Source organism: Gimesia fumaroli, assembly GCF_007754425.1.
Taxonomy (GTDB): domain Bacteria; phylum Planctomycetota; class Planctomycetia; order Planctomycetales; family Planctomycetaceae; genus Gimesia; species Gimesia fumaroli.
The window spans coordinates 5,752,543-5,769,999 of record NZ_CP037452.1 but is presented as its reverse complement, the minus strand read 5'-3'; the positions used below and the strand labels follow the sequence as shown (position 1 = coordinate 5,769,999).

1 protein-coding gene is annotated in these 17,457 nt (G+C 48.8%); it reads left to right on the top strand.

Annotation, left to right across the window (positions count from 1 at the left end; translation table 11 throughout):
* Window positions 1–436: 436 nt before the first annotated feature.
* A complete protein-coding gene (locus Enr17x_RS21875; RefSeq protein ID WP_145311822.1) occupies window positions 437–17,320 on the top strand; it encodes a choice-of-anchor Q domain-containing protein in 16,884 nt (5,627 codons plus the stop codon).
* Window positions 17,321–17,457: the final 137 nt, after the last annotated feature.

Genomic DNA, 17,457 nt, shown 5'->3' with positions numbered 1-17,457 from the left:
GTTAGTTTTACTCTGGCCGTTCGTCTGTACTGTGACAATTTTGCGTTGTTGCTGAGAAGAGGAAGAGTGAATCACCGTGGCAATCTGCTTTACTCACCTGTCAGTATTCCTGCATTCGGGTGCTGGCATGATTGGTATAAGTGGAATTCAGTGGTTATATTTTACCTAATTTGTGCAAATTTCTTTGACTTCGGTTCAGAGTAGTTTTTAGCATCAAAGACTGGATTTCTGTTAATAGGCAGAAAAACCGTAATGGGGCAGTGGTCGGATGTATTTTGTTACGGCTCGCCTTATTTCAGATTGAGTCAGAATTTAATAACTAACAATAAAACAGATTGGCGTTTAAGTTTATTGTAAAGATGAAAGTGGGATGTGAAATCTCATTCATTTTGCGGTAAAATGCCAAGGCAAAATTAGAGTTTATGGGAGACAGCAGATGTTACTGACATCTTGGGTTGAGTCGATGCGAGTTGCTTTTGAAAAAAGCCGTAAGGCAACTTTAAATCCTCGTCGCCGACTTCAGCTTAGAAGTGCGCCTTCTACAGCACGTCAGAAAGTTCAACGCCGTGTTGCGATTGAACAGTTGGAAGATCGAACACTTCTGACCACGTTGATTATCAATCAGCTGACGGCTGGCCTGGGTCTGACGCTTAACAATGCTGTCATTGACGCGGATTCAGATGGTGTTTCTGATTTTGACTCAATCATCTTCGAGGATCTGACGATTGATGCATCGTCCGGAAACGGGGTTTCGATTGATCTGGATAATCTGACATTCAACGAACCATTTACAATTCTGTTTGATAATGTCTCCATCAATGGCGCAGCAGGCGCAGGGATCGATATCGAACTGTCTAACCTGCTGGTTGATACCATTGCGATTGATAGCTCAACCATCTCCGGAGATGTGGGCAATGCCTTCAATGTCGATTTGACGAATGTGGAGCTCAACGAGTTTAACGTGATCGATTCCACAATCGCAGGCCAGTCGGGCGCAGGCATGAATGTGGCGTTGAGTGCTTCGACCATTAAAGAATCTTCGATTCGACGTTCAACCATCGACGGTGTTGCGTTTGATGTTACAAATGGATCGGTTCTGCTGCATACCACGATGGCAGACAGCCAGGTTTCCGGGAATACAGGCAACGACGGCTTCAGTCTCAATCTTGTTGACTCAATCGCCGAAGAGCTGCGTCTGACAAATAACAATGCTATTCAAGGTGTGAGTATCAATGTCGATGATACTCTTGCCGGAGGTGCTGCATTATTAACGGAACTGTATATTCACAGTAATACTATCAGTGACAATCAGGTGGGTGACGGGATTCGCATCGACTTGAACAACGTTGATTTATTCGCCTCCATTACTGGTAACTCCATCCTTGATAATAACGGACATGGTATTGTCTTTGATCAGGTTGATGGCGATTTAAGCGGCGATATTTCTGATAACCTGATCGGTAATAACAGCGGTCATGGTATCTTCTTCACTCCTTCGACAACGAACCCCATTCCAACCGGTGACGGTGCACCAGGCGTACCTCCGTTTGCCGGCATTCCCGGCGCGACAGATAAAATTGATTTTGCAGCACCGCGAAATGAAGTTCAGTTGATTACTTTTGCCGGGCAAGCGTCCGGCGGTTTCTTCCAACTTCAATATACGGACAATCAAGGCCTTCAGAGTACGACCCTGGATATTGCTCACACGGCGACTGCGGCACAGGTGAAAGCGGCTTTGGTCGCTATGGGTTCGGATATCACCGTTGATGATATTCTCGTGAACGGTAATTTCGAGGATGGCTATGAAATCGAATTCGTGAATGACCTGGCGGGGCAAAATATGAACTCGCTGGAAGTGGTTAATTCTACTCTGACGTTTTTGCCTCCCTCTGTTTTCTTAGCACAGGATACGAGTGGTAATCAAAGTGAAGTTCAAACGATTCTGTTTTCATCAGTCCCGACATTTGGGACTTACACGTTATTCTTCCTGGGGCAGTCGACTACATTAGCCTACAACGCTACTGATGTTGATATCCAAAATGCGCTCATCGGTCTTGCAGCGAATGCCGGATATCCCGCCGCTGATATCGTCGTCACGAATAACGGACTTGAGTTTGAGATTGCAATTATTGATGATCACAGTAACTCCCTGGCTTACATTGATATTGATGAGGTTATTCCCAACGCCGATGGTTTGAATTTTAATATTACAATTACCGAACAGAGGGCCGGAAGCAACAGTGTCAACGAACAGCAATTGCTGGAAATTATGAGCCCCAATAATCCTGCAGGTCAGCAGTTTTTCTTGACTTTTGGAGGAACAGATACAGGCCTGATCACGATTGGTCCTGATAACGCAACCACGATTGCCAATATTGACTTTGCGCTGGAAGCAGCAGGATTTGGTGGTACAGGGAATGAGTTCACTGTTTCTGGCTCGCTTGCCAATGGTTTCGTCATCGAATTTACAGGTGATCTGGAACTGGCAGATCAACCTCTACTTCAAGCTACCTGGCCTCCCGGGATTACGATTACTCCCAATACGACGACTCCCGGAGATGGTCAAAATGAAATCCAGCAGATTTTCTTTCCCGCGCAACCCGGGGGGGGAGATTTTACCCTCACGCTGGATGCCGAAACAACTGGTCCCCTGGCATTTGATGCGACTGCTTTAGAGGTACAGACGGCTCTTGAAGCATTGTCAAATATTGGTTTTGGAAATGTTTCCGTTACTAAGACTTTCTTTGGTAGTGCCTTCGTGTATCAGATCGAATTTGTTGGTACGAACAGCCTGAGACCAGCCGACTTTGTAGCGAATCCTGCTGGTACACTTCTGACGATCGATCCTTCAAACCTGATTGCCGCAGTACCTACCGTGACGACGGTTTCTGAAGGAACCAGCCTGAACGAAGTCCAGGAAGTGGTCATTAACGGGGCACCGACGGGAGGGTTCTTCACGCTCACCTTCGATGGTGAAACGACAGGTACAATCGCCTATAACGCGAATGCTGCCTCGATCATTACAGAATTAGAATTGCTGGGTGGGATTAACCCCGGTGAAGTACTTGTTCGGGGCGATGCCGTTAATGGATTTGAAATTGAGTTTGTCGGTACCCTGGCTACGATCGATGTGCCACAGATTACAGCGGATGCAAGCGGGTTGACTGGCGGAATCGACCCGTCGATTACAACAAAGACCACATCGGTCGGTGGATATTTACGTGGGATTCGCGGGAATACCATCGTGAGTAACCTGGGGGCGGGGATTGAAGTTGATCTGGCGATGTATACGTCATTCTATGGTGATGTCGCAGGCAATACGATCAGCGGGAATCAAACTCAGGGTATTAGCCTGAACGCATCAGATCCAACGCCTTTGATCAGTGTTGATTTCAGCTTATCTGTCGATGGTAACACGATGGATGCCAACCGTGGAGCGGCGGTCGCGGTCAATATGGAAGATACTGCGACTGGTGATGTGAGTATTACGAACAATACCATTACAGGCACCGTGGATGACGGCAATCTCGCCACCCCTTATACCGGGGATGCGATTTACATTGATCTGTATGGAACCGATGTCAGTTTTGAAGCATACAATCAATTGCGCGATCTGACCATTGAAGGCAACTACCTGGGTACTGACTCCGCTACTACTGCCGGGCTGGGGAATGCAGGAAATGGTGTGGGGATTCACATCGAGGAGTCGACCATTATTGACCGAACCCAGATTTCCAATAACGTGATTGCCAATAACACAGGCGATGGTGTCTTCTTCCATCGTGAAGATGATGCCCGTGTGGGGCGTGCTATCGTTGATCCGATTGTCGGCGAAGAACGTGCTGTGATGATTTACAGCAACACGATCACCGGGAACAGTAACGGGGTTGATATTCTGGCCCAGAATGGAACATTAACGACCACGGATTTTGAGATTCGCGAGAATATTCTCTCGTCCAACGTCATCGACGGAATCAAACTGCATGCCGAAGCAGATGCCACCATTTTTGTCGATATCATCAACAATCAGCTTACTCAGAACTCTAGAAATGGTATTGAGTCGACAACGCGCAGTACCAGTTATGATGGGACGGACCGTCGCGATGTCGCGGGGACCTGGATCCAGAATAATATCAGCAATAACGCGGATCATGGTGTCGAAATTTCCGGAAGGATCGGTAACCGTAACATGCTGTTTATCGGCTTGGATGGTGTGGACCCCATCACTGGTATTGATCGTGGAAACGTGATTGAATCAAATGGCCGTGATGGAATTCAGGTTGCAGCACTCCTGGATCCGATCGACGGCAATATCAAAATCGCGAATAACTCAATTCAGTACAACCAGACGGGTGGTGTGGAATTATTGGGGAAGAATCTGAATTCTTCGATCGATAATAACGATATTTCGAACAACAATGGAAAAGGGATCGACATCAACTCAAATCATCAAACTTCCTTTATTCGTGGTAACACGATTGCAGGAAATGCGGGTGATGGATTGGAAATATTGAGTGCCAATTTGATTACTCATACAGAAGATGGTGTCGGTCGCGGGAGATCTTATAATGAACCACACACTTCCGTCACCGTGATCGGTAACTTCATCGATAACAATGGTGGTCGTGGCGTCGATCTGCAGACAGAACAGAGTGCCAATTCCGATTTCATTTTCGGTGATGGCACGATTGCCGGTGCGAATGAGATTTATTCAAATGCTCTGGAAGGGTTTTACGTTGTAACAACTGCTTCGACAGGACAGGATCAGGATGCCGACAGTACTGCAACACTTGATGCCACGGGAGACGTGACAACCTCTGATGCAGATATGGTGTTGCAAATCAACACCAACTTCATTCAGGATAATGGAGGGAGTAGTAACTTTTCCTCCACCGGTTTAGTCCTGCGGATTGGAACCATGGCTTCGACGCGCGATTGGGTGAGTCAAACACCGGGATCTCGTGTCAGCGTGGGCGATGAAGGCAGTGGTGCCGATTCCAATGGTCGTTCCAATGTTTCTGTTACCGGAAATATTTTCGAAGGTAACTTTGGAGAAGATGTTTACATCGAATCGTTTACTTCGACCGTCGATCCGCCTACCACGACTGATAACTGGGATGTCAATGCAAATCCGGCTTTCCGCGTTACTGGTTCCTATCGGCGCGATCCGTTGGCAAAATTAAATCTGGTCTTTGAAGAGAATACCGGTAATGGTCTGAATGTTGTTAATTTTGGTGCGTACTATGACAATGCGGAACCCGTGTTTAAATCCCGTCTGGCTAACGGAACACCAGCACCGAACCCGGATGGCCCCTTCAACTCCGCCACCCGTCGCCGGAATGCACAGCGCGTTGCTTCCCGTGCTGGTTGGGCGCCGACGGGTGCTCCGAACGACGGTCCAGATATCGCCGCAGTACTGGGAGCCAGCATTGATCCTGTCTCAGGGCGAATTCTGATTCAGAGTGATGATGTCAGTGTATTAGGAAATGGATATACCGTTCAGATTACTCCTGACTTTTTTGGTCCTGCATTTCCTGCTGGACGTGCTTATGATGTCCCGCTTTCTAATCCTGCATACGGTGTCTTTCAGATTACCGATATTGATTACAATGCTAATACTTTTACATTGATCAGTACAGAGGGCGCTGATCTAACTGGATTCTCCACTACCGGATTCTGGTCGACGACAGAAAATAATGGGTCTTTTGTTTATGACGGAACCGGTGTCAGTACGTTTCGGGTTGCAGATGGCTGGCAAAATAACAACTTTCAAAGTGGCGATAACTTCTTCAGCCAAAGCATTATTTTAGGGAACCGACCTGGTGAGCAGGATTTTGCCTGGGACACCTGGGTGCCGAATGCCAATACGTTCCTGGCTCCGTTTGTCGGTACGTTCCTGACGGCTGATATTTCTGTCGCCGTTCCCGATCCAACAAATGTGACGACACTCGGCGATTTCACGATTTCCTTTACGGAAGATGTCTTCTTTGATCCAACTGATGCTGGTTTTGGTGTGAGCCTCTCCGATTTTAGTCTCTTTCACGATGAGGTTGCCGTTAGCCTGGCAGGAGCCACGTTGTCACAGATCGATGCTCGGACTTACACGTTGAATATCGATGGGATTCTTGGTGTAGAAGGTGATGGCGAATACGAGCTACGTTTGAACGCGGATGGTACGATTTTTGATGCCAAGTATATTGACACATATAATCCGATGCAGTTTGGCGATGTTGAACGCTTCACAATTGATAGCGATCCTCCGACTGCCATGATTGAACCGGTTTCTTTAACGCCGATCAACAGGGCTGCCGGTGAAGTGATTGTGAACTTCTCGGAAGATGTAAACGGCGTCGATCTCAGTGACTTTTCGATTGCGTTTACTCCTGCGGGAGGTGGCGCGACGACTACGATGAATCTTGATTCTACGCCGGCGACATTGACGCAGGTGACCGGCAGTCAGTTTGTGCTGGATCTGAGTAAAGTGACCAGTCTGTCAGGTGATTATGAGCTAACACTGACCGCTGCCGGATCGTCGATTACTGACCTCGCCGGAAATGCACTGGCTGCTAACGCGATTGATATGTGGGTGAACGACACACTGGCCCCGATCCCGGCATTTGATAATGTGACCGATCCAGTTGATCCGTTAACGCTTCCAGGCTTATCCGTGTTTCTCGAATTCTCTGATAGTGATTTGGCAGTAACGCCTGCTATCTCGGACTTCACTTTGACTCATCCTGATGGGAGCGTCGAGACACTCACTGCTCTGAATGCCAGCATTAACGATCTCTCCACTGCTTCTGTAGCCCGGTTCGAAATTGTTCTGGATATGCTCGTCTTAGAGAATGGGCTGTATACCGTGACGTTCAATGGTGAAGGGTCTGCCGTTGAAGATCTATCGGGGAACAAAGTTTCCGGTTCTGCATCGGAAACCTTTCAGGTTGGTGATGAAATCATTGCCCCGACGGCAGGGATTCAGGATATCACACCGGACCCCCGTGATTCCTTTTCTGCGGTCGGTGATGTGACGATCAACTTCTCTGAAGATGTGACGGGGGTCGATGCAACTGATTTTAAATTGTTCCGTGATGATGGGACCACAGTCACCGATGTTGATCTCACCGGATTAATGGTTCTCCAGGTGAACGATTCAACATACCGGATCAATCTGGGAGCCTACACGGCACTTGATGGTGAATATACATTGCAACTGCTGGCGGATGGGACCATTGAGGATACCGCTTTCAACAAGTTTACTGCCGGGGCTTCTGACAGCTGGCGCACAGGGGGCACCGGCCCTGAAGCGATGATCGAAGATTTACCAGCGACTCTGGTGACCAATGCCGGGGTTGTGACGGTTAATTTCAGTCAAAGTGTCACGGGCGTTGATATTACGGATTTCCAACTGACACTGAATGGCCAGGATATCCCACTGACAGGACTGACGGTGATTCCTGTCAGTGGTAACGAATATGCAATTGATTTAAGCAGTGTGACGCAAGCATATGGAACCTACGAACTGTCTCTCATCGCTGCAGGGGCCAACATTCGGAATGCTTCCAATGATCCTATTCTCGATGATGCTTCCGAAAGCTGGATCAACAGCTCTACGATTGATCTGGTGAGCTCTCCTGTCTTCACCGACGGAGTCGATTCTGTCTTCGGAGATGGTATCGTCGGCGATCTCTCTGGAACGCCGGATACCCAAACATTGCGGGCTGCGATTCAGGAAGCCAATGCGCTGGCCGGTTCAAATATAATCGATCTCGCCGCTGGTACCTACACATTGAGCATTGGTGGCATTGATGAAGATCAATCTGCCACGGGTGACCTGGATATTCGTGATAACCTGACGATTCGCGGTCAGGGCGTCGGCGTGACGACAATTGACGCTGGTATGCTGGACCGAATCTTCCAGGTCTTTGCCGGAATTACTTTGAATCTGGAAAATCTGACGATTACCGGCGGTAACCTGACGGGGAGTGCCGACGGAGCTGGTATCCGTAACAGTGGTACGACCACTTTGACGAATGTAGAAGTCACTGGAAATATTGCTGCAGACAGTGCCGGTGGTATTAACAACAGCGGCTTGATGATCATTGTTGACAGTACGATTTCTAATAATGAAGCCGGTGGAAGCGGTGGTGGTATCCGAAATACGGGAACTCTTGAGGTGACCCGCAGTACCATCTCCGGAAACATTACTGGTCGAGATGGTGGTGGTCTCTTTAACGCGGGAGCAGGAACGGCGACATTATCTAACGCCACGTTCTCCGGAAACGAGGCAGCCCGAGATGGGGGGGCAATCCGAAATACCGCCACGGTGGCTGCCACCAATAATACCATGACACTGAATAGTGCGATCTCTTCCGGGGGGGCGATTTCCAACAGTGGCGCTTTCACGCTTCAAAACAACCTGATCATTGACAACATCGCGGCGGTCGATGTCGAAGTTGAGGGAAGCTATATCAGTCTGGGAAGTAACCTGACCGGTTTGATTGGTGGTGCGACTGGCTTTGGTGCCACCGATATTCTGAATGTCATCGATCCTACTCCCGTGCTGGATTCGACTCTGGCTGATAATGGTGGACCGACTCTGACGCACGCCTTGCTTCTGGGCAGTATCGCCATCGATGCAGGAATCAATACCAATACAGATGCATTGGAACAGCGTGGTTCAACACGCATCCTGGGAACGAACGTGGATATTGGTGCCATTGAGTTTGGTGCGTTCTTCGTCAACAGCAATCTGGACACAGTTGATGTAAATCCTGGTGACGGCGTTGCCGCCGATGTGGATGGGAATATTACTCTCAGAGCCGCGATCATGGAAGCCAATGCCTTGGCAGGCGATTCCGTGATTATTCTGGGGCCTGGTACGTTTAATTTAACGATTGCCGGGGCTGCTGAATCAGCGGCACTCACGGGCGACCTGGATATCACTGATCTTACTGGATCGTTGACAATTACAGGTGCTGGCAGCGGCCAGACGATCATTGACGCCACGGACCTGGGTGACCGTGTGTTTGATGTGCTGTCTGGCGCAAATTTAACATTGGATGGTGTGACTGTGACTGGCGGTTATACCGAACTTGAAAGCGGTGGTGGTATCCGCAATATTGGAACATTGGCGCTGGTGAACTCGGTCGTCGATAATAATACCTCTGATTTGAACGCAGGTGGTATTCTGAATGGTCTGCTGAGTCAGCAGGGGATTTTAAGTTTGACCAATAGTGTAGTCTCAAATAACTCTGCTGTAGATGGCGGCGGTATCTTCAACAATGATCAGTCTCAATTGACACTCGTTGATTCTGAAGTGATTGGGAATACGGCAACCAATGACGGTGGGGGGATCTTCAATGATCTTCAAGCGACGATAGACCTTCTCAGAAGTTCCATCTCAAATAACGTCGCCACTCTCGATGGTGGTGGTATCTATAATAACGACCTGTCCTCGCTTACGATCAACGACAGTAAGGTCAATGGCAATACGGCCAATCAGGGAGCAGGGATCTTCAATGAAGAGGCCGCAAGTCTGACTGTTGCCCGAACCACGGTCTCTGGTAACAAAGCAACACTGGATGGTGGCGGTATTTATAACGACGAAGGGGTTGTCACACTCGATGATGTCTCTATCTTAACCAACACCGCTGATAATGATGGTGGTGGTCTCTACAACGCGTCTGCTGGTTCGGTAACAATTACCAATGGGTACTTTGATGATAACTCAGCTGACCGTGATGGTGGTGCCATTGCGAACTTCGGTGTCAGCCTCTCACTTGATGCGACCATCATCCGAGACAGTGAAGCATTGAGAAATGGTGGTGGGCTGTTTAATGATCAGGAAGAAGGAACTGTCACTCTGTTGCTCACTTCTTTAATCAATAACGAAGCTCAAAACGGGGGGGGGATTTATAACCAGGAGTTGGGAAGTCTGAATCTGGAATTCTCTGACGTGATGTCGAACATCGCGACCATGAATGGCGGCGGTATCTTTAATACAGCTGATGGCGCACTGACTCTTCAAGGAAGCACCGTTGACGGCAATGTGTCAACGTTGAATGGAGCAGGTATCTATAATGAAGATAATGCTCAGTTGAATGTGTTGAACAGTACGGTTTCCAACAACGTCGCGAGCAATCTGGGTGGTGGGATTTATAATAATTCGATCATGGTGGCTGATATCGTCAACGCCACGATCTCAGGGAACGAAGCATCCAGTGGTGGTGGTATTTACAATAGCGACGAAGGGAGCATGGAAATTACCAATGCGACCATCTTTAATAACCACGCAGATATCGCTGGTGGCGTTCTGAATGTCTCTGGCGGTTCTATCAGTGTCTCGAACACGATCATCGCAGGTAACTCCAGTGACTCAGCCGGTCCTGATGTAAATGGAATGTTCAATTCTCTGGGAACCAACCTGATTGGCGAGTCGATCGGCAATGGGTTTACAGATGGGGTGAACGGAGATCTGGTGGGTACCATTGGAAACGCGGTCAGTCCGGGGCTGGGGGCACTGCAGGATAACGGCGGTGCGACCTTCACTCACGAACTGCTGGGGGGAAGTCTGGCACGCGATGCCGGTAATAATTTCTATGCTCCGACTGATGACCAGCGTGGTTTTGCCCGCTTGTTCGATGGTGACGGCGATGGTTCCCTGGTTGTTGATATCGGGGCGTTTGAATCTGGCTACATTGTGACCGGGTTTACTGATTCCGTTGACGCAAATCCTGGTGATGGCGTGAGTGTGGATGAAAATGGTCGAAGCACCTTGCGAGCTGCGGTCATGGAAGCCAACGCACGTATCGGAGCCGATACGATTCTGCTTGGTACTGGTGTCTACACCCTGTCACTGTTTGGCTTAGGCGAAAATAACTCTTTACTGGGCGATCTGGATATTACCGATGACCTGACCATTATCGGTGCCGGTGCAGGCAGGACTGTGATCGATGCAGATTTTCTTGATCGTATCTTCCACATCTTTAGTGGGGTCAATGTCTCCATTCGTGGAGTTACGTTGGTCAATGGCAACGTCACAAGCGTAGAAGATGGGGGGGCGATTCTCAACTTCGGTAACCTGAGTCTGGAAGATGTTGAGATTCGAAACAGTGTCGCGAATCGTGGTGGTGCCGTATTTAACGTCGGCGTGCTGAATGTAACCGATAGTGAATTGCTTCAAAATACGGCGATTGCTGACGGGGGAGCTATCTACAACATTGATTCTGGTACGGTAACCGTCGATCTGAGTACCATTTCCGGAAACGATGCTGAAAATGGTGGTGGTGTCTTCAACTCCACAGGGGGAACCCTGGAAGTCACCGGCACGACAATCGACGGCAATACTGCAACGGTTGCCGGTGGTGGTGTCTTCATTTCGAATGAAGTGGCTGTGGGGAATGGTGAAGGGGGTAGCGGAGGGGCTGTACCGAATCCTTCCTCTTCACTGGAATCACAGTATCAGGGTGAAGTCGTGGTGGCAGAAACGTATGAAGTAGAGACTAGTCCTAGATACGATAACGGTGACGCAGAAGCTGCCAGCTCGATCGAAGCTCCTCCATTTCTAGTTGCCGATACGTTCAACCTGAGTTCGCTGCCCGGATCTAACTTCACGATTTATCTCGACTTCAATGGCCACACGACAACTGGCACACAGTGGAACACTGATTTCGGTCAGGTTTCGATTGTTACCCCTGCTTATGATACCGATGGCAACGTCGGGTCATTCAGCCTTGCTGAAATCGAAGATATACAACGAGCCTGGTTACGCGTTGCTGAGGACTTTGCTCCGTTTAACGTCAATGTTACCACCGCGGAGCCACCAGTCAGCGATCTGATCAGGACTGATGCCTCAGATACGCGCTGGGGTGTGCGTGTCGTTAGTGGTGTGGACACCTTTGATCTCGGCGGTACCGGGGGCCTTGCATACCTGACATCGTTCAACGCCAGCACGGACACACCGGCCTTCGTATTTAACGCAGGTCTGATTGGTGTTGCCGAGACGATCAGCCACGAAGTGGGACACACACTGGGATTAAGCCATGATGGTACGTCAATCCTGGAATATTACCCGGGTCATGGTACCGGTGCAACGAGCTGGGCTCCGATCATGGGGGCTGGTTTTTTACCGGAAGGTCTGGTCCAGTGGAGTAGTGGTGAATACACCGACGCCGACAACAGCGAAGACGATCTGACTATCATCACAACCCAGAACGGATTTGGTTATCGCATCGACGATCACGGGAACGGAACTGGTGCTGCGTCAATTATCACCGGCGGCATGGCTTCCGGAATCGTGGAGCGAAACACAGATGTGGACTATTTCCAGTTCACAACTACTGGTGGCGATGTCTTGATCGATCCATTCTACGACAGCGCCAACCTCGACATTCTTGCCATATTATACGATTCCAGCGGCACTCAGATTCAAACGAGCAATCCAGTTGGTGCTCTCAACGCATCATTCACCGGACTGGGAGCAGGCACCTACTACGTCTCCATCGATGGAACAGGTGAAGGAAGCGTTTCGGGAACGGGTTACTCAGATTACGGGAGCCTGGGGCAGTATACAATTACGGTTAGTGGCCAGCCTGAGATGGTGGTCCCCGGTAGCGTGTCGATTTCCGACAGTACTATTTCGAAAAACTTTGCCGGTACTCGTGGCGGTGGTTTACTTAATGAAGATTCGATTTCCCTTTCCAATGTTACCATCTCTGGCAATGAGGCGGGTAAAGAAGGGGGAGCGATCCATAACACTGGTGAGCTGACCGTCAATAACACCACGGTCTATAACAACTCTACTGAAGGAACAGGCGGCGGTATCTATTCTGTGGCGAATACCAGCAGCGTGAATATTAAAAATACGATTGTCGCAGGGAATAATGCTCTGGTCGGTGCATCCGATGTCGCTGGTGATTTCACATCCCAAGGGAATAACCTGATTGGAACTCAAGGCGGATCAGTCGGCTTTATTGACGGATTCAACAGTGACATTGTGGGGACTGACGCACAAAGGCTGGATCCCGCTCTGAGCGCGCTGGACGATAATGGCGGACCAACATTGACTCATGCATTACTGGCAGGAAGTCTGGCGATTGACGCCGGTGATAATACCGACGGAGATGCGACCGACCAGCGTGGTGCGTTACGACCCACCGATACCACAAGTGATATCGGTGCGTTCGAAATTGTCAAGCCAACGATCAGTATTGATGGTGTCAGCCAGGTCGAAACGAACATGGGAGAGACGACGGTATTTGAATTTATTGTCTCGCTCTCGAACGTGAATGTCGATGAAGTGAGTGTTGATTTTGAAACATCTAATCTGACCGCGATCGCCGGTATTGATTATGAATTTACCACAGGTACGATCACCTTCTCACCTGGCGAAACAACTCAGATCATTGAAGTGATTGTCAATGGTGACGTCGAGATTGAAAATCATGAAACATTCTCCGTAAATCTGTTTAATGCCGTCGGGGCTGATATTGGTGTCGATTCGGCAGTCGGTGAGATTCTGAATGATGACGCCGAGATTTATTTTGAAAGCGATGTCACCCGGGATGAAGGTCCTCAGGGTACGACAACCGAATTCAACTTTACTGTCCGACTTCGCTATCCTGTTGCCGATACTGTCACTGTTGATTATCAGATCGTTGATGGCACAGCCGAGCTGATTGACAATGACTATAACGCGGTACCTGCGGGAACACTGACGTTTATTCCTGGTGAGACAGAGAAGACCGTTACCGTAGTGGTGAATGGTGATTCTGCGATTGAACCTGACGAAACATTTACCATGGAATTGTCCAACCAGAGTGCCAACGCTGTTATTTCTGATCCGATGGCAACAGGGACGATCAAAAACGACGACTTCGCATTACTCTCGATCAGTGATGTGACGTTGACTGAAGACTATGATATGGGAGCGACAACTCGCTTTACATTTACGGTCTCTTTGTCTCAGGCTGCAGGGCAGGTTGTTACGGCTTATGTTTCAACAGCGGATGGCGTCGGCCTGTCAGCAGCCACGGTGGCAGACGGTGATTACACTCCGATCTCTGCCATGATGATCCAATTTGGTGCAATGGAAACTGAGAAGACCTTCGATGTCATTGTTAACACTGACTTAGCGTCAAAGATGGAAGGTAATGAAACCTTCTTCGTGAACATTCTGGACGGTTCGATTAATCCAATGTACGCTCCTGTCAACGCGAATATTCTCGATGGTCAAGGTGTGGGAACGATTGTGGAACATGGGATCGTTGTCGATACATTAGATGATGTTGTGGACTCCGGAGACGGATTAACGTCGCTGCGTGAGGCCATTACCCTGGCAAACAATACCGCAGGAGTCGATAACATTATTCTGCTGCCTCCGGCGACACCTGGTGGCACGAATGTTTATGAAATTGCAGATCGCAGCGGCTCTGATATGAATGAAGATGGTAACCTCAGAGGCGACTTTGATATTACCGATGACGTGAATATCTTTGGCCAGGGAACGACATCCACAATTATCAATGCAGATCCTAACGATCCTGATATCTATGATCTCGATGGCGGAAACGGGGTCGATCGTATCTTCCATGTCATGGGGGGAGCCATTGTCAATCTGTCTAATATGGAATTGGTCAATGGAAACGCCGATGACGGTGGTGCATTGCTGTCCGAAGGAGACGTGACAATCCACAAATTGTCCTTCCGGAATAATGATGCCAGCTTCACTGGTGGAGCAATTAGCAGCGCGGGAACGCTTGATATTTCCGATTCGCAATTCCTGAATAACAACACATCCTCTATTGGTGGGGCCATCTATCAGTATCAGGATACGGTTACTGTCAGCCGTTCCACATTTACGGACAATACATCGGGGGGCCGTGGTGGTGCTGTCTATGTTGACAAAAACGCGACATTCAATGTTTCGCAGTCACTGTTCAACGATAATACCTCGGGCACTCGTGGTGGTGCGATCTTCAACTTTGGTGACACATTCTCCACGAATACCACATTCTCCGGAAACCATTCCAATAGTCTTGGTGGTGCAATTTTCAATGCCGGGGACTTAAAAGTTGAGAATAATACGATTACCCAGAACACTGCCAGCACGACAGGTGGGGGGATTTCCAGTCAGTCTGTTGAAGGTTCGACTCCAACCGTGACTCTGGTAAACACGATTGTTGCCGAAAATGGTAGCGATCTGGGGAATCCTGACTTAGATGGAGCCTACGATACCGATAGCAGCCTTAATAACCTGATTGGGATCATTGGTTCAGCAACCGGTTTGACGGATGGCGTGAATAACAATCTTGTCGGCTCTGCATTAGCTCCGATTGACCCACTCTTAGGAGATTTGCTGGATAACGGTGGATCTACGAAAACCCATTCTCTGCTGTTTGGAAGTCAGGCCATTGATGCAGGTACAGATGCTGGAATCAATGGAACAATTACTGCAGCAGACGAAGATCAAATCGGTAATCCACGAATTGATTCCGGTGTCATGCTGGTCGATATTGGTGCTGTTGAACTGACAGCTCCACCAATGCCACCATTGATTGGTACCGGCGGTGATTCTTCAGCGGTCGAGGATCAGACGAATATTCAGATTACCATGGTCAAGGAACAAACTGCTGTTTCAGCTGATGGTCACACACTTGTCTTACCAGCAAACGAAGATTGGATTCATGAGTGGGATTCGTTCTGGGTCGAAGTCTGGATCGATACGGCCAGTGGATTCGGCATTTCGGATGTCTTAACAAGTATTGCTTACAATACTGCTTACTTCACAGCTACTTCAGTTGAATTTGGTTCTAACTTTACATTCAACAGAACGGTAGAGCTTGATGATGCAGCCGGTGTGGTTCGGAATCTGGGGGGTAGCACGTTTGGAGCCAACGTCGGGGGAACAGGGCATGCTCTGTTTGCCCGGATCAAATTCGAGTCACTGGAAGGTGATCAGGTCGAAGTGGATTCGAATGATCTCGTCATTGATCCGCTTCAACTTGGGTTAGACGTACAGGACACACAAATTGAAATCGTGGGTGTCGGTGCGGTAACTGCCAATGTGGGAGCACTTCCTGAAACGGACCTTTATCCCGTGATTTATGATGTTGATGATAATGATGTGATCAATACCCGGGATCTGATCCACTTCGTGAGCGTCTACAATCAGGATGTTTACACTTCCTCTTCCGTCTACACTTCGATAATGGACTTCGATAAGAGTGGACGTGTTGACGTGAGAGACCTGAGAGAGCTCATCAGTAACTATGGGAAACGAAAGAGCCAGAATCCTCAAGTTTCCTTCCCGGACAGTTTTGGTCAAAAATGGGTTGGAACTTCTCTGGATGTTGTCAGCGGTGACGATAGCATTGAACAAGTCATTGAAGCGGCCGTTGATACCTGGGAAACCGCACTGGGTCTGGATGAACCACTGGAAGTCGAAGTCATCGTTCGTGACTTCGGCACCGCTCAGTTAGGCTCTGGTCAAACCACCGAATACAACGCTGATCATATTCCCGTTGCTGGTCGCGTGGCGATTGACGATGATGCCAATGGCTTAGGCTGGCATGTTGATGTCACTGATCTACCTGCCGGTGGTGGCTATGATCTGTATACAGTGCTGTTACACGAAATCGGACACGTGCTCGGCTTTACACGGTACTACAGTGGCTTTGGTAGCCTCGTTGAAACAGGCGGTACCGGCGACCTGACCTTTGTTGGTTCAGACTTTACTGTCGCACTGGATCCGACTGGTCTGCATACCGACGATCCTGCCTTACTTGATGACCTGATGAATGACACGCTTGATCCAGGAGTGCGGAAGACTCCTTCTGATATCAGCGTACAAATGCTGCTTGAGGCATATGCAAGTGCTCAAGGCGGTTCTGGTAGTGGTGGTGCGAGCCCCATCTATGGAACCAATTCATCAGATTCTGTCGCAGAACCCGTTCTGCTTCAAAGTCCGGAAGCGGCTCAGACATTTGTTGAAGAGTCTACTGTTGGATTCGTTGCTCCTGCTGCAATTAAATCTTCGGAAGAAGATGGTAGTGTTCTGGGGCAGACTTCAACCTTCGACGTGATTCAACCGCTTGTTATCGAACAACCAGCAGTTGCTGGCGAATCGGATCTGGATGTCACAATCTTTGAAGATCTGTATTCATCGAAGTCGTTCGAGGATAACTTAAGTGATGCAGATGTTGATGATCGACAGTTAGTATTTGCTCATGCAGATGATGAGTTGGATCTGACGGTTGATTTTGAGGCCGACCAGGAACTGATGGATGATGCCTTTACGAACTGGGAAGGACCTCTGCTTTAAAGGTGAATTCGAAATTGTTCTCTGGTGAATGATTTCAAAAATACGTTCAAACGACCCTCTGTAAATGAGTATAATTTACAGAGGGTTTTTTATTGGTGTTGCAAAAACGGCCTCTCTTCTTTCCTCGGGCGTCGTTG